This window comes from Intrasporangium chromatireducens Q5-1 (assembly GCF_000576575.1).
GTDB classification, from domain to species: Bacteria; Actinomycetota; Actinomycetes; order Actinomycetales; family Dermatophilaceae; genus Intrasporangium_A; species Intrasporangium_A chromatireducens.
This window is the reverse complement of the sequence record NZ_AWQS01000065.1, coordinates 1-19366: the sequence shown is the minus strand read 5'-3', so window position 1 is coordinate 19366 and position 19366 is coordinate 1. Positions and strand designations below refer to the sequence as shown.

The 19366-nt window shown below is 70.2% G+C and carries 17 protein-coding genes; 3 read left to right on the top strand and 14 right to left on the bottom strand.

All coding sequences use genetic code 11. The features are described from left to right. Positions 1 to 92 precede the first annotated feature (92 nt). Entirely contained in the window at positions 93 to 992 is a 900-nt protein-coding gene (locus N864_RS09925) for a hypothetical protein (protein WP_034716016.1), read from the top strand. On the opposite strand, the gene N864_RS09920 is transcribed toward N864_RS09925, so the two are convergent. Both N864_RS09920 and cimA read right to left on the bottom strand, forming a co-directional pair. Then, positions 953 to 1360 (bottom strand): VOC family protein, encoded by a 408-nt coding sequence (locus N864_RS09920; protein ID WP_034716014.1) that lies wholly within the window; start codon positions 1358 to 1360, stop codon positions 953 to 955. The two genes, N864_RS09925 and N864_RS09920, sit on opposite strands and share 40 nt — an antisense overlap. 102 nt (positions 1361 to 1462) lie before the next feature. Next, complete coding sequence (gene cimA / locus N864_RS09915; protein ID WP_034716012.1) at positions 1463 to 3043, bottom strand: citramalate synthase; 1581 nt, start codon at positions 3041 to 3043, stop codon at positions 1463 to 1465. 383 nt (positions 3044 to 3426) lie between these two features. Between cimA and N864_RS09910 the strand changes: the two genes are divergently transcribed. Continuing rightward, positions 3427 to 4320, top strand: a complete 894-nt coding sequence (locus N864_RS09910; RefSeq protein ID WP_155892893.1) for an SGNH/GDSL hydrolase family protein — start codon at positions 3427 to 3429, stop codon at positions 4318 to 4320. Between the two features lie 8 nt (positions 4321 to 4328). On the opposite strand, the gene N864_RS09905 is transcribed toward N864_RS09910, so the two are convergent. The 12 genes from N864_RS09905 to N864_RS09845 all read right to left on the bottom strand — a co-directional run bounded on the left by N864_RS09905 (position 4329) and on the right by N864_RS09845 (position 17706). Next, positions 4329 to 5141 (bottom strand): Cof-type HAD-IIB family hydrolase, encoded by an 813-nt coding sequence (locus tag N864_RS09905; protein WP_034716007.1) that lies wholly within the window; start codon positions 5139 to 5141, stop codon positions 4329 to 4331. A 5-nt stretch (positions 5142 to 5146) separates the two neighbouring features. Further along, positions 5147 to 6268, bottom strand: coding sequence for a branched-chain amino acid aminotransferase (locus tag N864_RS09900; RefSeq protein WP_034716005.1), 1122 nt, complete (start codon positions 6266 to 6268; stop codon positions 5147 to 5149). A gap of 188 nt (positions 6269 to 6456) precedes the next feature. After that, positions 6457 to 7521 (bottom strand): 3-isopropylmalate dehydrogenase, encoded by a 1065-nt coding sequence (locus N864_RS09895; RefSeq protein ID WP_034716003.1) that lies wholly within the window; start codon positions 7519 to 7521, stop codon positions 6457 to 6459. A 426-nt stretch (positions 7522 to 7947) separates the two neighbouring features. Then, the gene (locus N864_RS09885) at positions 7948 to 8736 is read right to left on the bottom strand and encodes an ABC transporter permease subunit (RefSeq protein ID WP_240474281.1); all 789 of its coding nucleotides are present in this window, start codon (positions 8734 to 8736) and stop codon (positions 7948 to 7950) included. Between the two features lies 1 nt (position 8737). After that, the gene (locus tag N864_RS09880; protein ID WP_034715997.1) at positions 8738 to 9646 is read right to left on the bottom strand and encodes an ABC transporter ATP-binding protein; all 909 of its coding nucleotides are present in this window, start codon (positions 9644 to 9646) and stop codon (positions 8738 to 8740) included. A gap of 138 nt (positions 9647 to 9784) precedes the next feature. Next, positions 9785 to 11368 (bottom strand): phosphoglycerate dehydrogenase, encoded by a 1584-nt coding sequence (gene serA, locus N864_RS09875; protein WP_034715995.1) that lies wholly within the window; start codon positions 11366 to 11368, stop codon positions 9785 to 9787. Positions 11369 to 11590: 222 nt separating this feature from the next. After that, complete coding sequence (locus N864_RS09870) at positions 11591 to 12814, bottom strand: Dyp-type peroxidase (protein WP_034715993.1); 1224 nt, start codon at positions 12812 to 12814, stop codon at positions 11591 to 11593. Continuing rightward, positions 12811 to 13392, bottom strand: a complete 582-nt coding sequence (locus tag N864_RS09865; RefSeq protein WP_081793652.1) for a copper chaperone PCu(A)C — start codon at positions 13390 to 13392, stop codon at positions 12811 to 12813. Before N864_RS09865 ends, N864_RS09870 begins: the two co-directional genes overlap by 4 nt. Before the next feature lie 104 nt (positions 13393 to 13496). Further along, complete coding sequence (locus N864_RS09860; protein WP_034715991.1) at positions 13497 to 14078, bottom strand: hypothetical protein; 582 nt, start codon at positions 14076 to 14078, stop codon at positions 13497 to 13499. A 141-nt stretch (positions 14079 to 14219) separates the two neighbouring features. Further along, positions 14220 to 15248: a ketol-acid reductoisomerase gene (gene ilvC, locus N864_RS09855; protein WP_034715989.1), complete on the bottom strand. Its 1029-nt coding sequence runs from the start codon at positions 15246 to 15248 to the stop codon at positions 14220 to 14222. Positions 15249 to 15340: 92 nt separating this feature from the next. Then, positions 15341 to 15853 (bottom strand): acetolactate synthase small subunit, encoded by a 513-nt coding sequence (gene ilvN / locus N864_RS09850; RefSeq protein ID WP_034715987.1) that lies wholly within the window; start codon positions 15851 to 15853, stop codon positions 15341 to 15343. Between the two features lie 5 nt (positions 15854 to 15858). Next, positions 15859 to 17706, bottom strand: coding sequence for an acetolactate synthase large subunit (locus N864_RS09845; protein ID WP_034715985.1), 1848 nt, complete (start codon positions 17704 to 17706; stop codon positions 15859 to 15861). 399 nt (positions 17707 to 18105) lie between these two features. On the opposite strand from N864_RS09845, the gene N864_RS09840 reads away from it, so the two are divergent. Continuing rightward, positions 18106 to 19347: an MFS transporter gene (locus tag N864_RS09840; RefSeq protein ID WP_081793650.1), complete on the top strand. Its 1242-nt coding sequence runs from the start codon at positions 18106 to 18108 to the stop codon at positions 19345 to 19347. Positions 19348 to 19366: the final 19 nt, after the last annotated feature.

The following is a 19366-nucleotide window of genomic DNA, read 5'->3' as shown; positions in this document are numbered from 1 at the left end:
GACGGAGGTTTCGGCTCGGACGGGCGGCTATTTACGTGCCAGAGGCCACTATCCGTCGAGAGGCCACTATCCGTCGGACCTACCCTTGTCGGGTGCAGATCCTGACCGAGGCGCAGTGGCTCGCCGCGACCGCCGCCCACGAGGCGCGCATCGACGCACTCACCGCCGGTCACCGCACGCGACGGGCAGAAGGGCGCAAGCACCCTGTCGAGGACTTCCTCTTCACCTACTACCCGTGGACCCCGGCCCAGCTGCGTCGCTGGCACCCTGGCGCCGGCGTCGCACTCGCGGGCGGTGGCTCTGCGCCGCAACGGAACTGGCGCTTCTACCGACTGACCGGTGACCGGGTCGGTGTCGACCTCGACGCCTTCCTCGACGCCCGCGGCGACACGGTGCGCTTCGTGCGTGACCTCGTCTCCCGCACCGCCGGACGACCTGGGCGGTTCGGCTGCTTCGGCCTGCACGAGTGGGCGATGGTCTACCGCCTCGGTCAGGACCAGGTCCGGCATACGGCGTGGCCGCTTCGCCTGGGGCAGGAGGGCACGGACGAGGTGGTGGAGTCGCACCAGCTCGCCTGCACGCACTTCGACGCCTACCGGTTCTTCACCCCCGAGGCGGCGCCGCGCAACGCGCTGCGACCCACCCGGGCCGGCCAGGCGGCATCCGAACAACCGGGGTGTCTCCACGCCGGGATGGACCTCTACAAGTGGGCGATGAAGCTCTCCCCCGCCGTCGGCAGCGACCTCACTGCCGACGCGTTCGAGCTGGCCCGGGACATCCGCGAGCTCGACATGCGGGCCGCGCCGTACGACCTGCGCGAGCTGGGCTACCTGCCCATCCCGATCGAGACGCCCGAGGGCAAGGCGGAGTACGTCGCAGCCCAGCGCGGCTTCAGTGAGCGCGGCCAACGGCTGCGCCGCCGCCTGCTCGACACCCTCGACCGCGTGCTCGGTCAGGTGCCGGCGCTCGAGTCGTCGTCTCCGTCGACGTAGAGACAGAACGGGTGGCCGGCGGGGTCGAGCATGACCCGCACGTCCTCCTGCGGCTGGTGCTCGGCCAGCTCCGCGCCGAGGCCGACCGCATGCTGCACCGCTGCGTCGAGGTCCCCGACCTGCAGGTCGAGGTGCAGCATCATGATCGGCTCACCCGGCCGGCTCGGCCAGGTGGGACGGACATAGTTGGGCTCCTGCTGGAAGGCGAGGTTATAGCCCGACGTCTCGTCGGGGGCGAGGGTCGCCCATTGGGACGTGTCCTTGAAGAGCCGCCAGCCGGTGAGCCGCTGGTAGAAGTGGCCCAGCTCGGAGGCGTCGGGGCAGTCGAGAACGACGCCGAACCACTGGGGCGCGGTGGGGAGGGACATGTCCCCAGTGTGCTCGCCAGCACTACTACTGGCACCTCGACGATACGCCGCACACACCGATCGGGCCGAGGTCCGAGAGTCGGAGGCGTCTGACCGGATCGGTCAGCGAATCGGGACGCCCTGCCGGATGAGGCCGTGGACGAGGCCGTCGACGAGGGCACGCCACGACGCCTCGATGATGTTCGCGGCGACACCGATGGTGTTCCACGACGTCTCGCCGTCCGACGTCTCGATCAGGACGCGCGTCACCGCGTCGGAGCCGTGCGAGGCATCGAGGATGCGCACCTTGAAGTCGATCAGCTCGAGTTTCTCGATCTCGGGGTAGGCGACGGCGATCGCCTGCCGCAGTGCGTGGTCGAGCGCGTTGACCGGCCCGTTGCCCTCGCCCGTCGCGACGGTTCGACGGCCGTCGGCGTGCAGCTTGACCGTCGCCTCCGATATGGCCTCGCCCGAGCCGCTCGCCTCGGTGATGACCCGCCACGACTCCACCTCGAAGTAGTCCGTGCACCCCGGTTCGAGGGTCCGACGCAGCATCAGCTCGACGGACGCGTCGGCGGCGTCGAACGTCCAGCCCTGCAGCTCGAGAGCCTTGACCTCCGCGAGCACGGACGCCACGACCTCGGGGCGGCTCGCGACGTCGAGCCCGGCCTCGCGTGCCTTCAGCTCGATGCTGGCCCGCCCCGCCATGTCGGAGACGAGGGTGCGCATCCCGTTGCCGACGAGGGACGGGTCCATGTGCTGGTAGAGGTCGGGGTCGACCTTGAGCGCGCTCGCGTGCAGGCCGGCCTTGTGCGCGAAGGCGCTCGCGCCGACATACGGCTGCCGGCTGTAGGCCGGGACGTTGGTGACCTCGCTGATCGCGTGCGCGATCGGCATCGCCTGGCGGAACGCGTCGGGCTCGAGCGCGTCGAGGCCGAGCTTGAACTGCAGGTTGGCGGCGACCGTGAGCAGGTCGGCGTTGCCGGTGCGCTCGCCGTAGCCGTTGACGGTGCCCTGCACGTGCGTGGCGCCGGCCCGGACGGCCGCCACCGAGTTGGCCGCGGCGCAGCCGGTGTCGTTGTGGCAGTGGGCGCCGACGCGCGCCCCGGTCGAGGCGATGACATCGGTGACGACCTGCTCGACCTGGTGCGGGAGCATGCCGCCGTTCGTGTCGCAGAGCACGACGACCTCGGCGCCCGCCTCGTGCGCGGTGCGGACGACCCGGAGCGCGTAGTCGCGGTCGAGGTGCCAGCCGTCGAAGAAGTGCTCGGCGTCGAGGAAGACCCGGCGGCCCTGGGCCACGAGGTGGCTCACCGTGTCACGGATCATCTCGAGGTTCTCCTCGAGCGTGGTCCGCAGGGCTTCCTCGACGTGCCGCACATGCGACTTCGCGACGAGGCAGACCACCGAGGTGCCCGCCTCGAGCAGGGCCTGGACGAGCTGGTCCTCGGCCGCGGACGAGCCGGCCCGGCGCGTCGACCCGAAGGCCGCCAGCGTCGCGTGCTCGAGCGTCAGCTCGTGCTTGGCCCGCTCGAAGAACTCCGTGTCCTTGGGGTTGGCGCCGGGCCAGCCCCCCTCGATGAAGTCGACCCGCAGCTCGTCGAGCAGGCCCGCGATGGCGAGCTTGTCCGACACGGAGAGGTTGAGCCCCTCCTGCTGTGCGCCGTCGCGCAGGGTCGTGTCGTAGACGTGGAGCGCTTCCATGCTCTGTCCCTTGTTCCGTGGTTCTCGTGCTCTTCTCGTATGCCGCTCAGCCCGGTCGGCCTTGCAGCGTCTCCCTCGTGGGTGGGTCGGGAAACAAAAAGACCCCCCAGGGTTCGGGAGGTCTGCGCGACGAGGGTCTCTCGTCGCGCTAGGCGATAATGAGCGTGGCGGTTGCCGCGAGGTGCTTCATCACGAGCGTCACTGTAAGCCCATCCGCCGCGATGCGGACGCGGCGTCCGGATGGTGGATTCCAGATCGGGACGTAAGGGCCGAAGGTCCGTGTTGGTTCTCACGGGCCGGCCGGGCCCAGTCCGTGCAATCGGCAGGCACACCGGGCAGGAGGCTCCTAGCGTGGAGTGATCTTCTCGACTCGGGAGGCTCACATGAAGCGACTCACGCGGCTGCTGGCCGCCACCGCCCTCGTCCTTGCCGGAGGAGGTGGGGCAGCTGCTGTGGCGGCTCCCCCGCAACCGCCTCCGGGGCTGCCGCTCTACCTCGCGCTGGGCGACTCCGTCGCCAACGGGCAGAACTCTGCTGCTCCGAGCGACATCGACGCCTACTGGGCGCAGGTGGCGCTGTGGAGGCAGAACGGCTACGTCACGCCGTTGCGCGCCTACCTCAAGGGAGCGCTCAACTGCCTGCCGGCGGCCAGCCCCAACGCTGCCGATGGCTGCAAGCAGCTCCAGCTCACCAACCTGGCCCGGTCCGCGGTGCCTCCCAACGGGAGCAACCCGGGGCTGAACGGGGTGACCACCCAGTCGCTCATCGTCGAGCAGCTGCCCGTGGCGGAGGCCACTCTCACGGCCCGCAACAAGGACGCCAACCCACGCGACAACGTGCAGGTGGTGACCCTGACGGTCGGTGGGAACGAGATCTTCGACGCCTTCCAGACGCAGGACCCCGCGCGGCTACAGGCTGCGCTGCTCACCTTCATCGGCAACTACAACGAGATCCTCGCTCGGCTTCGCGCCGCTGCCGGGCCGGACATGCCGATCATCACGATGACCTACTTCAACCCGCTCCCTTACTGCGGTTACGCCGCTTATGGTGACGCGGCGAACTACGTCCTGGAGGCGCTGCCGACCCCGTACGGGACCGGCCTGAACGGCATCATCCGGAACCTCTCGGCAGCCCATGGCGCCGTGCCGGCTGAGGTGTTCGGCAAGCTCGGCGCCGGCGACTTCTTCGACTGCAAGCACCCCAACACGAGTGGCTACGCGAAGATCACGACCGCCTTCGAGGCGGCCTGGCAGACCGCCATGGCGCGGAAGGGCTGACCTGGCCTTCAAGCACGCGGCTGGCCCTCGAGGAGCGGCTCGAGGGCCAGCGCCACTCCGTCCTCGTCGTTTGCGCCGCACAACGCGTCCGCAACGGCGAGGACGTCTGGGTGGGCGTTGGCCACGGCCCAGCCCACACCCGCCCAGGTGAGCATCGGCAGGTCGTTCGGCATGTCACCGAAGGCCCAGACCTCCTGCGGGCCGATGCCGAGCTCGGCCGCCCACCGCTCGAGGACGACCGCCTTGGTGACGCCAACAGCGTTGATCTCGGCGAGGCCGCCGGCGCCGGAGTACGCGAAGCTGGCTCGCTCCCCCACGATGGCACTGACCCGTTCGAGGAAGGCCGCGGCCGGCACCGACCGGGACCGGGCCAGCAGCTTGCCGACCGGCTCGCCGGCGAGCTGCTCGATCGGCGCCTCCACCGCATCGGCGGGGATCGGGTGCAGCGGGTCGTGCACGAACCCGGACTCGAACCACAGCCCCGAAGCCCGCTCCGCCGCGAAGGCGACGTCGGGCACCGCGGCCCGGACGTCCGACACGAGGGAGCGCACGACCGCCTCGTCGAAGCCGTTGGCCGACAGCACCGTCCGCGTCCCCACGTCGTAGACGAAGGCGCCGTTGCCGCAGATCACCGTCCCGTGCCCGGCGACGGCATCGGCCAGCGAGTCGAGCCAGCGAGGCGGCCGGGCCGTCACGAAGACAACCTCGATGCCGGCCTCCTCGACGGCAACGAGGACCTCGGCGGTCCGGTCGGACAGGGTGCCGTCCGACCGGAGCAGCGTGCCGTCGAGGTCGGACGCGACAAGCCTGGGCCGGTCCACGCCAGTCAGGCCAGCCGGGTCATCCAGCCGTGGGTGTCCTCGGCGCGGCCGTACTGGGTGTCGAGCAGCTTGGTGCGCAGCTTCGTGGCGATGGTGTCCTCGTGCCCGTCGCGCCGATGGTCGCAGGAACCGCCCTCCCAGCGCAGCTCCCCGACGGGGGTGATGACCGCCGCCGTCCCGCAGGCGAAGACCTCGGACAGGTCGCCGCTGGCCGCCGCGTCCTTCCACTCCTGGATCGGGACGCGCCGCTCCTCGGCCGTCAGGCCCTCCTCCTTGGCGAGCTCGAGGATGGAGCCGCGGGTGACGCCCTCGAGGATCGAGCCGGTCAGCTCCGGGGTGACGATGCGCCCGTCCTTGTAGACGAGGAAGAGGTTCATCCCGCCGAGCTCCTCGATGTAGGTGTGCGTCGAGGAGTCGAGGAAGACGGCCTGGTCACAGCCGTGCTCCATGCCCTCGAGCTGCCCGGCGAGCGAGGACGCGTAGTTGCCGCCGCACTTGGCCGCCCCGGTACCGCCGGCCCCGGCGCGGGCGTACTGCGTCGAGATCCAGAGGTTCACCGGCTTCAGGCCACCCGAGAAATAGGCCCCCGCCGGTGAAGCGATGACCGCGTAGGTGACCTCCTTGGCCGGCCGCACGCCGAGGAACGCCTCGGAGGCGAACATGAACGGCCGCAGGTAGAGGCTCTTCTCGCCGCTCTCGCCCGGGTCGGGCACCCACTCCTTGTCGACGGCGACGAGCTGACGCAGCGACTCGAGGAAGTCCTCGGTCTCGAGCACCGGCAGGGCCAACCGCTTCGCGCTCCTGGCGAACCGGGCCGCGTTCGCCTCCGGCCGGAAGGTCCACACGGAGCCGTCGGCGTGCCGGTAGGCCTTCATCCCCTCGAAGATCTCCTGCGCGTAGTGCAGGACGGCGGCGGCCGGCTGCAGCTGGAACGGACCGTACGGCTGGACCCGGGCGTTGGCCCAGCCACCGTCAGCCGTCCAGTCGATGACGACCATGTGGTCGGTGAAGGTCTTGCCGAAGCCCGGGTTCTCGTGGACCTTCGCGATCGTCTCGGCCTGCGCCGGGTCGGGTCGGCGGTTGACCTCGAACGAGAGCGCGGAGCGGGTGGACGTCGTGTCCGTCATGGGAAGCCTCCAGTGGATCGGCGGTGATCGTCGTCAGGCTACCGCCCACATCGTGAGACGGCGAAGCCGGCCGAGCGAGCGGACAGGAGAGAGAGAAGGAGCCGTATGCCGACCCACGGGGGCTCCGCCCCCGTGCACCCCCGACAAGACAGGTGGGGTGAGCGGCATACGGCTGAGTGGGTGTCGGCTCAGAGACGCGACGCGGTGGCGTCGCCGACCTGTGCGGTCGTGCGTGTGGTGTCACCACGCTCGGCCAGGTCGGCCGCTACGGCGGCCTCGACCCGGGACGCCTCGGCGTCGTGGCCGAGGTGGGCGAGGAGCATGCCGACCGACAGGATCGTCGCGGTCGGGTCGGCCTTGCCCTGCCCGGCGATGTCGGGAGCCGACCCGTGGACCGGCTCGAACATGCTCGGCGTCGTGCGGTCGGGGTTGATGTTGCCCGACGCAGCGAGGCCGATGCCGCCGGCGATGGCCGCGGCGAGGTCGGTGATGATGTCGCCGAAGAGGTTGTCGGTGACGATGACATCGAACCGACCGGGGTCGGTGGCGAGGAAGATCGTCGCCGCGTCGACGTGCTGGTAGGCGGTCTCGACGTCGGGGAACTCCGCGCCGACCTCCTCGACCGTGCGCCGCCACAGGTGACCGGCGTGCGTGAGGACGTTGTGCTTGTGCACGAGCGTGAGGTGCTTGCGGGGCCGGGCCTGGGCGCGCGCGAAGGCGTCGCGGACGACGCGCTCGACGCCATACCGGGTGTTGACGCTGACCTCGGTCGCGATCTCGGCCGGCGTGCCGACGCGCAGCGCGCCGCCGTTGCCGACGTAGGGCCCTTCGGTGCCCTCGCGGACGACGACGAAGTCGATCCCGTTCGGGGCGACGCGGTCGACGGCGAGCGGGCTCGCCACCCCCGGGTAGAGCTTGGCCGGGCGGAGGTTGACGTAGTGGTCGAGGGCGAAGCGCAGCGGCAGCAGGATGCCGCGCTCGAGCACGCCGGAGGGGACGCTCGGGTCGCCGATCGCGCCGAGGAGGATGGCGTCGTGCTGGCGCAGCTCGTCGACGACGCCCTCGGGGAGGGTCTCGCCCGTCCGGTGCCAGCGCTGCGCGCCGAGGTCGTAGTCGGTGGTCGAGACCTTGGGACCTCCTGAGCCGCCGATCGCGTCGAGGACCTTCAGGCCCTCTGCCACGACCTCGGGACCGATGCCGTCGCCCCCGATGACGGCGATGGACAGGGAGTCGGTGCGGTCTGCGTCTGGCATGGGTCACAGCCTAGGACTCGTCTTGTGATGTGGAATCGGCATCTCATTTGCCGAACATGACGAAGGGCCCGGCCAACTCGGCCGAGCCCTTCGGTGTCTGGTGAGTGAGTCTCACTCGTCGGTATGGCCCTGGTCGCGCAGGTCCATGCTCTCCTGCAGTGCCCGGCGGGCCGCCTGTGCTTCTTCGCTCATGATGATCAGTCCCTGTTCTCACAAAAGTATGAATGTCGGTCCGGAGGCTCCAGCCCTTTGAGGGCGAGCCGGTCAGCGTGGAGGATGCGCGGGATCTCCGCGGCGAGGTCGCTGACTACCTGGACTCGCCGCGGCGGATAAGGATGAGTACCTGACGCCGCGTCATGTCCTCCACGGTACGCGCGCTCATTGCCTCCACAAGTGGTTTCCCACGACCCGAGACGGCAGGCAGACCTATGAGGCGACGTCCCGCCGCTCGAACGCGAGCGCGCCGCCGACGACGAGGACCGCGACCGTGGCGACTGCCACGGTGACCCCCAGCCACGAGACCCCCGCGTGCAACGGGTCGTGCCCGGCGTACTGGAAGAACGGCGACAGCTTCTGGAACGGCTCGAGCCAGGAGACGAGTCCACCGAGCCCGTTGACGACATAGGCGACGACGGCGACGAAGGCGGGCACCCCGCGGCTGAGGGCCAGCCTGCCGGTGGCGGCGCCGACGAGCAGCGACAGCGCGCCGAAAACCAGACCGAGGAGGGCCAGGTGCAGCATGGCAGCCGCGACCTTGCCGGCCGGCAGGTCCAGACCCACGAAGGTGCCCTCCAGGAGGAGGGCCACACCGAGGAGCGTGGTCAGGCCAAGGGCGCCGAGGACCATCGCGACCGCCTTGTCGACGACGATCCGGCTCCGGGCGACGGGGGTCGCGAGGAGCAGGTCGAGCGTGCGTCGGTCCTCCTCCCCCGCCACCGCGCCCGAGCCTGCGAGCACGGCATAGAGGATGACGAGGATCGGGCCCATGAAGGAGAGGAACTCCACCTGTATGTAGCCGACCGGGGTCGACATGTCGGCTCCCGATGTCGCGAGGAGGTTGCGCAGGGCCTGCGGCATCTGGTCGAGGAAGTCCTGCATGGAGGGCTGGTCACGGATGCTCGGCCACAGGGCGACGTACATCGCGACGAGCAGGACCACGCTCAGGCACCATGCGGCATACGACCGGCGCTGGTCACGCAGGGTCTTCAGGAGCACGTCACGCAACATCGGCGGCCGCCTTCGTGTAGTAGGCCATGAAGGTCTCCTCGAGCTCCGCCTCGATGCACGTCAGGTCGACGACCTCGTGACGGCTGACCTCCTTCAGCAGCGGGTCGAGGGATGACTGGGGCGCGTCGCAGCGCAGCAACGCGCCCTCGATGCGAACGTCCCTGACTCCCTCGATGGTCTCGAAGGCCCCAGCCGCGACCGGACTGGCGAACTGGACCTCGACGTGGTGCAGCGCCTTGGCCCGCACGTCGTCCAACCGCTCGACGGCGACCAGGCGGCCCCGGCTGATGACACCGATCCGCGTCGCGACCCGCTGCACCTCGCTCAGCACGTGCGAGCTGAGCAGCACGGTCCCGCCGCGGGCGGCATGCTGCGCGAGCAGGGTATGGAACTCCCGCTGCACCATCGGGTCGAGGCCGCTCGACGGCTCGTCGAGCACGAGCAGCTCCGGCCGCGTCATGAGGGCGAGAACCAGGGCGAGCTTCTGCCGGTTGCCCCGTGACAGCTCGCGCGCGGGGCGACGCAGGCCGAGCCCGAGCCGTTCGGCCAGGGCACCCGCTTCGGGCGGTCGGCCGAGGCCCTGCAGGTGACCCACGAAGTCGACGTGGTCCTGGCCGGTCAGGCGGTCGTAGAGCGCCACATCGCCCGAGATATAGCCGACCCGACGGTGGATCGCGCTCCGGTCACGCCACGCATCGAGCCCGAACACCTCCACGCGCCCCGAAGTCGGGCGGATCATCCCCATGACGAGACGCAGGGTCGTCGTCTTGCCGGCACCGTTCGGGCCGAGGTAGCCGAACACGTCACCGGCCTCCACGACCAGGTCCACGCCCCCGAGCGCCTCGGTCGTCCCGAACCGCTTGGTCACGTCCTCACACCGGATCACCGCAGCGCCCATGCCCTCAGGCTCCCGCCGCCGTCGGCGCCCTGCCGGGACCAATGGCCCCCCGTATGCCGCTGGGCTGGGACCGGGCGTCACGCGCAGCCCCAGCCCAGCGGCATACGAGAGGGCTTGGCGAGCCCTCGTGACCTTGGCTCAGTCCTCCAGGTCGACGACGGCGAACTTCGTCGCCTCGATGACCTCGGCGAGCTCACCCGCGAGCTGCTGCGAGACGACGTTGTCGACGTTGAGCACGCCGATGGCGCTCTCGCCGTGTCGCGAGACCTGCATGCCGCCGATGTTGACGCCGGCGTCGCCGAGCAGCTGGCCGATCCGGCCGACGACCCCGGGACGGTCGGTGTACTCGAAGACGAGCATGTGGTCGGACAGCGGCACCTCGAGGTCGTAGTCGCCGACGCCGACGAGCTTCTCGACCATCTTCGGGCCGGTGAGGGTGCCCGCCACGGAGACGATCGTGCCGTCGGCGAGGGTGCCGCGGAGGATCGTGATGTTGCGGAAGTCACCGGCGTCGGGCGAGGTGACGAGACGCACCTGGCAGTCGCGCTGCTCCGCGAGGACCGGCGCATTGACGTAGGTCACCGGGTCCTCGACGACATCGGTGAACAGGCCCTTGAGGGCGACGAGCTTCCAGACACTGACGTCGTGCTCGGTGATCTCGCCACGGACATCGATGTCCAGCTGGGCCGGGACGGCGCCGGCGACGGCGGTGAAGATGCGACCGAGCTTCTCCACCAAGGTGATTCCCGGACGCACCTCCTCGGCGATGAAGCCGCTGCTGACATTGACCGCATCCGGCACGAGCTCGCCGCCGAGTGCCAGACGCACCGACTTGGCGACCGCGATGCCGGCCTTCTCCTGCGCCTCCTCGGTCGACGCACCGAGGTGCGGCGTCACGACGACAGACTCGTGGGCGAAGAGCGGCGACTCCGTGCAGGGCTCCGACGCGAACACGTCGATCCCGGCACCGGCGACGCGACCTTCGTCGAGCGCGCGCGCCAGAGCCGCCTCGTCGACGATGCCACCGCGGGCCGCGTTGACGATCCGGACCGACGGCTTCACCTTCGACAGCGCGTCCTCGCCGATGAGGCCGAGGGTCTCGGGCGTCTTGGGCAGGTGGATCGTGATGAAGTCGGACTCGGCGAGCAGCTCGTCGAGACCGACCAGCTGCGCCCCGATCTGGCCTGCCTTGGCCGCGGAGGCGTAGGGGTCGTAGGCGAGGATCTTCATCCCGAAGCCCTTGAGGCGCTCGGCGACGAGGGCGCCGATGCGGCCGAGACCGACGACACCGACCGTCTTGTCGAGCAGCTCGACTCCGGAGTACTTGCTGCGCTTCCAGGCGCCGCCCTTGAGCGCCTCGTTGGCCGGCGCGATGTTGCGGGCCGTGGCCAGGAGCAGGCCGACCGCGAGCTCGGCGGCGGAGGTGATGTTCGACGTCGGCGCGTTGACGACCATGATCCCGGCCTGGGTCGCGGCCGCGACGTCGACGTTGTCGAGCCCGACTCCGGCGCGCGCGACGACCTTGAGCTTCTTGCCGGCGGCGAGCGCCTCGGCGTCCATCTTCGTGGCGGACCGGATCAGGATCGCGTCGACGTCCGCGAGCGCCGGGAGCAGCTCGTCGCGGTTGGCTCCGTCACAGTGACGGACCTCGAAGTCGGGGCCGAGCGCGTCGAGCGTCGCGGGCGAGAGCTCTTCGGCAATGAGAACGACAGGTTTGGACACAGGGGGCTTCCTTCGGACGGTGTACGGGCCCCGCCGAGCGCGGGCCAACGACTGGCACCGCGATGTGCCGGCTCCACTCTAGGACCGGCCCCACCCCGTCCGGGAGGGTGCGCTCAGGATGTGACCGTGACGTGCACCTCAGGTGTCCGGCACGCGAAGGCCAGCTGAGCGGCATACCTTCCCGCTCTCCACCGGAGGAGTGACCGCGGACTTGCGCGGCCTTCACGCGAGCAGGGCGGCTCCGAGGTCCTCGCCGGGGAGTGCTCCCGGGAGCACCGCGTACACCCCGCTGCTGATGGGGGTGGTCCACACGTTGAGCAGGTCCGCCTCTGCGAGGCGGCGCTGGATCGGGAGAAACTGCCGGAGCGGGTCGGCCTGGTAGGACACGAAAACCAGTCCGCTGTTGGAGCGCTGCCGACCGGTCGGTGCCTCGTCGTAGGAGTACGGCGCCCGGAGAATGCGTTCATGCGGTGCAGCGGGCATCGCGCGGCGCATGTGCGAGACCGGGTCGATGACCGGGAATCCGAGCTCGTCCTCAGCACGCAAGTCCGGCTGGTCGGTCTCGAGGCGTCCCGTGAGGGGGGCTCCGGAGCCGAGACGTCGGCCGACGGCGTTCTCCCGAGCGACCCGGTCCGCTCGGTCCCACGTGTCGAGGTTCATCGCGATCCGCCGGATGATCAGTGCGGTGCCGCCGGCGAGTCCGTGCGGAGCAGGTGCACCATCCGCGCCGAGCCACACGAGGGCGTCGTCCGCGCCGTCGGTGCGTGGCTGGACGGTGCCGTCCACCTGGCCGAAGAGGTTGCGGAACGGCATGCCGGGGCGGCTCGAGGTGAGCGGCTCCCGGAATCCGCGCTGGACCCACCGCTGGACGGCAAGCGGCTCGGCGCCGACCACGAGCCGGCGCTGGGCATGCGCCACGGCAACAGGTGAGTCGGCACGGATCTGGAGGAGGACGTCCGTCTGCGGCCAGTGGCCATCGAACCGGTCGATCGTGAACGACGGCAGCGGGGCGAGCCACGAGGGCCGGTGCGGAACGAGTCCGGCCGCGTCGTAGAAGCCCGGACCGACGGCGAGTGTGATGCTGAGACGGGACGGAACCTCGGCCAGCTCGGGTTCCAGGTCGGTCAGTGGCGCCTTCGCCGCCATGAGGCGGTCGATGTCGTCGGTCCACACCCGGAGCAGCCGTCGACACGTGTCCTTGGTCGCACCGGCCGGCAGGTCGAGACCCACGAAGGCGGCGAAGGGCTGAGGGTCGTCCGTGACCCCCGCCTGCCGGGGGCCACGGAAGGGCATCGTCGCCGGGTGCGCGGGCGGCGGCGGCTCCTCGTCGGCGCGAGAGGGCGCGGACGTCGCATCGGAGAGCCGGCTGACGGCGAGGGCGCCGACACCGGCGCCGCCGGCGAGCAGCCCAGTGCGAAGCAGGGTGCGACGGCCCACTCCGGTCATCGGTGGTCCTCGGGGGCGTAGGTCTCCTCGGCGCCGGCGAACGATCGGACGGGCACCGTCCACTCCACATTCGCGCCGTCCGCCGTCCGGAGCACGAGGGAGACGTCGCCGCCGTTGACCAGAGCCGAGTGGAGGTTGACCAGCATGATGTGGTCGGCACCGGGGGTCAGCTCTGCGGAGCCTCCCGCCGGGACCGTGAGGCCGCCCTGCTTCTGGGTCATCTTCATCGAGCCGTCCGGCTGCTTCACCATCGAGTGGATCTGCACGTCGGCCGCGGCGGGGCTCGATCCGCCGAGCAGGGTGACGTCCTTCGCCCCGGGGTTCACGACCGTGCCGAACACGGCCGTCATGCCCGACCCGGCCTTGGCCCAGCCGGACTGGAGCGTCACCTGTCCACCCTGCTGCGCGCTGGGCGGGAGTGCTGCGGAGCCCGGTCGTGGGCTCGAGGCGACCGGGATGGGAGTGGGATCGGGAGAGCCGGAGCATGAGGCGAGCGTCGTCGCAGCCGCAAGTGCGAGGGTCGCCATCTCGGCGAGGCGCTTCGTCCGGTGGGCAGGCGGAACTGGGGTGCAGGTCATCTGGGGTCCTTCGAGGAATGCGGGTCGACTGGGGGTCACTGCCGTCGACGCGGCCAGCGGGCACGCGTCGGCACTCCCCGAGCCCTGATGCTGGAGGAGTGCAGTCAGGCACTCACCGGCGGCCCGCGACCGGGAGCGAGGCCCACCAACGGCTGCGACCGGCGCAACGCCACGTCGGCGGAGACGCGCACGCGCGTCGTGACCCGCCGAGCGACGCGTGGGAGGGTCGGCAGGACGAGGTCGACGAGTCGCCACAACACGGCCTCGCCACGGGCCAGCGCGATCGCGAGGACCAGTGCCGCGACCAGGTGAGCGCCTCCCATGAGCAGGCCCATCGGGGCCATGCCGCCGTGGCCAGCGGGGTGCGGCAGGCAGGCCAGGTGGACGACGTGGTGCACACCCGACGTCGTGCAGGCCACTACGGCGTCGCCGGCGGAGAAGAAGCCCAGCACGCCGTGGCCGACGAACTGCCCGATCGCGAGCGTTGGCAAGAGGTGACGCACCTGACGCTGCCGTCGCGAGGCGAGCAAGGCGGCCGGCCAAGCGAGCAGGACCAGGGCCGCGACACCGACGAGCGAGGCCTCTCCCCCACCCGTGATGTGGCCGGCCGAGGTGAGCGAGACGATCGCGGCCACGAAGCCGAGCGCACGCAGCAGGCGGACCGCGCCGCCGCCTGCATCCAGCATGGGCCCGATCCTAGGCGATGAACTACACGTCGTAGGAGACAGGGTGGCAGGTGGTCCCCGACGCCGACACGGACGCGAACCGGCCACGAAGTGCAGGATCCCAACCGGAGTTGGGGCACTTCGTGGCCGGTTCGCGTGTCGTCAGCGCGCCGCAGACCCCTCGACGTAGTCGGCGTCCGTGTCCTGCACCCACGCCATGAGCTTGCGCAGCTCCTTGCCGGTCGCCTCGATGGGGTGCTGGGCACCCTTCTCGCGCAGCGCCGTGAACTCCGGTGCACCGGCGTCCTGGTCGTCGATGAACCGCTTCGCGAAGGCGCCGTTCTGGATGTCCGCGAGGACGTCCTTCATGTTCTCCTTGACGTGCGGGTCGATGACGCGCGGCCCGGAGACGTAGTCGCCGTACTCCGCCGTGTCGGAGACCGACCAGCGCTGCTTGGCGATGCCGCCCTCGATCATGAGGTCGACGATGAGCTTGAGCTCGTGGAGGCACTCGAAGTAGGCCACCTCCGGCTGGTAGCCCGCCTCGACGAGCGTCTCGAAGCCGTACTGCACGAGCTGGCTCGCGCCACCGCAGAGGACGGCCTGCTCACCGAACAGGTCGGTCTCGGTCTCCTCCGTGAAGGTCGTCTTGATGCCACCCGCACGCAGGCCACCGATCGCCTTGGCGTAGCTCTTCGCGAGGTCCCAGGCGTGGCCGGAGGCGTCCTTCTCCACGGCGAGGAGCACCGGCACACCACGACCGTCGACGAACTCCCGGCGAACGATGTGCCCAGGGCCCTTCGGGGCGACCATGATGACGTCCGCGTCCTCCTCCGGCGTGATGTAGCCGAAGCGGATGTTGAACCCGTGACCGAACAGGAGCGCCGCGCCGGGCTTGAGGTTGGGCTTGATGTCGTTCGCGTAGACGGTGCGCTGCACCTGGTCGGGCGTGAGGATGACGACGAGGTCGGCCTCCTTGACGGCATCGGCGACCGATAGGACCGTCAGGCCCTCGGCCTCGGCCTTCGCCTTGCTCTTGCTGCCCTCGGCGAGCCCGACGCGCACGTCGACGCCCGAGTCGCGCAGGTTGAGCGCGTGAGCGTGGCCCTGGCTGCCGTAGCCGATGACGGCGACCTTCTTGCCCTGGATCACGGACAGGTCGGCGTCGTCGTCGTAGAACATGTCGGCCATCGTGGCCTTCTCCTTCGGTTGGGTGTGTCTCGGTCAGTGAGTATGCCGCTGGGCCGGGAACCACGGGTCCGCTCGCCCAGCACGTGGTCGGGTCAGGCGGACCGCAGCGAGCGGTCGGTGATCGATCGTGAACCGCGGCCGACCGCCACGACGCCGGACTGGACGAGCTCCTTGATGCCGAACGGCTCGAGGACGGCGAGGAAGGCCGCCAGCTTGTCCGCCGTCCCCGTGACCTCGATGGTCATCGCGTCGGGGGCGACGTCGACCACCTTGGCCTTGAACAGGTTCACCGTGTCGACGACCTGACTGCGGGTCGTCGCGTCGGCCCGCACCTTGACGAGACAGATCTCGCTGTGGACGGCCCCGCTCGTGTCGAGCTCGACGACCTTGAGGACCTCGACGAGCTTGTTCAGCTGCTTGGTGACCTGCTCGAGCGCCCCGGTCTCCACCTCGACGACGACCGTCATCCGCGAGATCTCCTCGATCTCGGTCGGCCCGACGGCGAGCGAGTCGATGTTGAAACCGCGCCGCGAGAAGAGCGCGGCGACCCGGGTCAGGACGCCGGGCTTGTTCTCCACGAGAACCGACAACGTGTGCTTGCTCATGACGCTCACTCCTCGCGTTCCCACACGGGCGCCTCGTCGCGGGCCACCCGGATCTTGTCGTTGCTGACGCCTGCGGGCACCATCGGCCACACCATCGCGTCCCGGTGCACGATGAAGTCGATGACGACCGGGCGGTCGTTGGTCTCGAGCGCCTGCTTGATGACGGCGTCGACGTCCTCCGGCTTCTCGGCACGCAGCCCGAGGCAGCCATAGGCCTCGGCCAGCTTGACGAAGTCGGGGATCCGCTGTCCCGTCGTCTGCAGGTCGGTGTTCGAGTAGCGCGCGCCGTAGAACAGGGTCTGCCACTGGCGCACCATGCCGAGCGAGCTGTTGTTGATGATCGCGACCTTGATGGGGATGTTGTTGACGACGCAGGTGGCCAGCTCCTGGTTCGTCATCTGGAAGCACCCGTCGCCGTCGATGGCCCACACGGTGCGCTCCGGCTCGGCGACCTTCGCGCCCATCGCGGCGGGGACGGCATACCCCATCGTCCCGAGCCCGCCCGAGTTGAGCCAGGCGTTGGGGCGCTCGTAGTGGACGAACTGCGCGGCCCACATCTGGTGCTGGCCGACGCCCGCCACGTAGGTGCCCTCCGACCCGGTCAGCTCCCCGATGCGCGAGATGACGTACTGCGGCGAGAGCGTCCCGTCGGCGCTGTCCGTCCAGCCCAGGGGGAAGGTCTCCTTCCAGCCGGCGACGAGCTCGCGCCAGGCGGAGTAGTCCCACGCGCCGGGGTCGTCGGAGCCGGCCGCGCGGTCCGCCTCGATCTGCTGGATGAGCTCGGTGATGACCTCGCGCACGTCCCCGACGATCGGCACGTCCGCGGCGCGGTTCTTGCCGATCTCGGCGGGGTCGATGTCGGCGTGGACGACCTTGGCGTTCGGGGCGAAGGTCGACAGCTGGCCGGTCACCCGGTCGTCGAAGCGGGCCCCGAGGGCGACGATGAGGTCGGACTTCTGCAGTCCCGTGACGGCCGCGACCGTGCCGTGCATGCCCGGCATCCCGAGGTTGAGCGGGTGGCTGTCGGGCACCGTGCCGCGGGCCATGAGCGTCGTGACGACCGGGATCTGGGTGAGGTCGACGAGCCGGCGCAGCTGTTCGCTCGCCTCGGCGCGCACGACGCCGCCGCCGACGTAGAAGATCGGGCGCTCGGCGGCGGCGATCAGCCGGGCCGCCTCGCGGATCTGCTTGCCGTGCGGCCGGGTCACCGGGCGGTAGCCGGGCAGGTCGAACTTCGGCGGCCAGCTGAAGGTCGTCGTCGCCTGGAGGGCGTCCTTGCTGATGTCGACGAGGACCGGCCCGGGTCGGCCGGTGCGGGCGATGTGGAACGCCTCTGCGATCGCCTGGGGGATCTTGGCCGGGTCGGTGACGAGGTAGTTGTGCTTCGTGACCGGCATCGTGATGCCCCGGATGTCCGCCTCCTGGAAGGCGTCGGTGCCGATGGCCGCGCTCGACACCTGGCCGGTGATCGCGACGACGGGCACGGAGTCCATGTGCGCGTCGGCGATCGGCGTGACGAGGTTGGTCGCCCCCGGCCCGGACGTGGCCATGCAGACCCCGACCCGGCCGGTCGCCGAGGCGTACCCCTCGGCGGCGTGCCCGGCGCCCTGCTCGTGGCGCACGAGGATGTGCCGGACCTTCGTCGAGTCGAGCATCGGGTCGTAGGCCGGCAGGATCGCGCCGCCGGGGATGCCGAACACCGTGTCCGCCCCGACCGCCTCGAGCGCGAGGACGAGCGACTGGGCACCGGTGACCTCGACGGGCTGGTCGGGCTGCTCCTGGTGGGTGGGCCGGGGACGGGCCAGAGAGGCCACGTCAGCCGGCGATGGCGCCTGCTTGGTGGTGTCGCTCACGGTGACTATCGCTTTCTCATCGGGGGGCGTGGGCCGCTCTCCTGCACAAAAAAACCCTCCAGCCCGGGTGAGGGCGGAAGGGGGAGCGCGCTGACCGGTCGGGGTCGGCGCGCTAGGGAAGTACGAGGATTCGGGCCACGGTCCAACCGTGCTCCCCTCCCCCGAGCGTGTCAATCCACGAGATCGGTGATCTCACCATGTGGCCGAGCCGTCTCGGCCCTGAGGGTCGGTATGCCGCTCAGCCGGCTGCGCCGCCCCTGTGCCCCTTCGCGGCGCGGCCCCCGTGGGGCACCCGCGTGTGGGGCACCCCCCGGGCGGGTACGAACGAGGATGGTGTCGCCGGCCCGGAGCGCATGCGCTGCTCCGTCCTCGAGGGAACGTTGGATGTGGAGGCGCGGCATGGCCGTCCAGACCGGCACCATCACGACGAAGATCCCGTCGCGGCTCGACCGACTGCCCTGGTCGAGCTTCCACTGGCGAGTCGTCATCGGGCTCGGGGCCGTGTGGATCCTCGACGGGCTCGAGGTGACCATGGTCGGCAACGTCGCCGCCCGGCTCATCGAGAAGGGCAGCGGCATCCACATCACCGCGGCCCAGATCGGCACCGCAGGCGCCATCTACATCGTCGGTGCCTGCGTCGGCGCCCTCGTCTTCGGACAGCTGACCGACCGGTACGGACGCAAGAAGCTGTTCATTCTCACCCTGACCGTCTACATCGTCGGGACCGTGCTGACCGCGTTCGCGTTCGCCCCCTGGTACCTCTACCTGATGCGGTTCTTCACCGGAGCCGGCCTGGGCGGTGAGTACGCCGCCGTCAACTCCGCGATCGACGAGCTGATTCCGGCACGGGTGCGCGGTCGCGTCGACCTTGCCATCAACGGCACCTACTGGGCCGGAGCCGCGGGCGGAGCCGCGCTGACCCTGCTGCTGCTCAACGAGGCGATCCTGCCGAAGAACTTCGGGTGGCGGGTCGCGTTCGGGCTCGGCGCGGTCATCGGTCTGCTCATCATGCTCGTGCGCCGGCACGTCCCCGAGAGCCCCCGCTGGCTGTTCATCCACGGCCGCGACGACGAGGCGGAGCGCATCGTCGGTGACATCGAGGCGCAGACCCGGGAGGAGACGGGCCACGACCTGCCCGAGCCCGGGGAGTCCCTGACCGTCCGGCAACGCACGTCGATCTCGTTCCGGGAGATCGCCAAGGTGGCGTTCACCCTCTATCCCAAGCGGGCCATCCTCGGAGTGGCGCTGTTCGTCGGGCAGGCCTTCCTCTACAACGGCGTCACCTTCAACCTCGGCACGCTGCTCGGCACGGCCTATCACGTCCCGTCGAGCAGGGTGCCGTTGTTCTTCATCCTCTTCGCCGTCGGCAACCTGCTCGGCCCCCTCGTGCTCGGCCGTCTCTTCGACACCGTGGGACGCAAGCCGATGATCGCCGGCACCTTCATCGGCTCCTCGCTCGTCGCCCTGGTCCTCGCCTGGGTCATGGTGAAGTCCATTGGCGGCGTCTGGACCTTCCAGGTCGTGCTCATGGTCACCTTCTTCCTCGCCTCCGCCGGGGCCAGCGCCGCCTACCTCACGGTGAGCGAGATCTTCCCGATGGAGACCCGGGCCCTGGCCATCGCGTTCTTCTGGCTCTCCTGACCCATCCGTGGGTGGTTCT

Coding starts and splice junctions, on each gene's coding strand:
- N864_RS09900 (WP_034716005.1), bottom strand. CDS start 6,268: ATGACGGACACGACGTCCACCCGCTCCGCGCTCTCGTTCGAGGTCAAC.
- N864_RS09910 (WP_155892893.1), top strand. CDS start 3,427: ATGAAGCGACTCACGCGGCTGCTGGCCGCCACCGCCCTCGTCCTTGCC.
- ilvN (WP_034715987.1), bottom strand. CDS start 15,853: ATGAGCAAGCACACGTTGTCGGTTCTCGTGGAGAACAAGCCCGGCGTC.
- N864_RS09865 (WP_081793652.1), bottom strand. CDS start 13,392: ATGACCTGCACCCCAGTTCCGCCTGCCCACCGGACGAAGCGCCTCGCC.
- ilvC (WP_034715989.1), bottom strand. CDS start 15,248: ATGGCCGACATGTTCTACGACGACGACGCCGACCTGTCCGTGATCCAG.
- N864_RS09895 (WP_034716003.1), bottom strand. CDS start 7,521: ATGCCAGACGCAGACCGCACCGACTCCCTGTCCATCGCCGTCATCGGG.
- cimA (WP_034716012.1), bottom strand. CDS start 3,043: ATGGAAGCGCTCCACGTCTACGACACGACCCTGCGCGACGGCGCACAG.
- N864_RS09920 (WP_034716014.1), bottom strand. CDS start 1,360: ATGTCCCTCCCCACCGCGCCCCAGTGGTTCGGCGTCGTTCTCGACTGC.
- N864_RS09860 (WP_034715991.1), bottom strand. CDS start 14,078: ATGCTGGATGCAGGCGGCGGCGCGGTCCGCCTGCTGCGTGCGCTCGGC.
- N864_RS09840 (WP_081793650.1), top strand. CDS start 18,106: ATGGCCGTCCAGACCGGCACCATCACGACGAAGATCCCGTCGCGGCTC.
- N864_RS09870 (WP_034715993.1), bottom strand. CDS start 12,814: ATGACCGGAGTGGGCCGTCGCACCCTGCTTCGCACTGGGCTGCTCGCC.
- N864_RS09880 (WP_034715997.1), bottom strand. CDS start 9,646: ATGGGCGCTGCGGTGATCCGGTGTGAGGACGTGACCAAGCGGTTCGGG.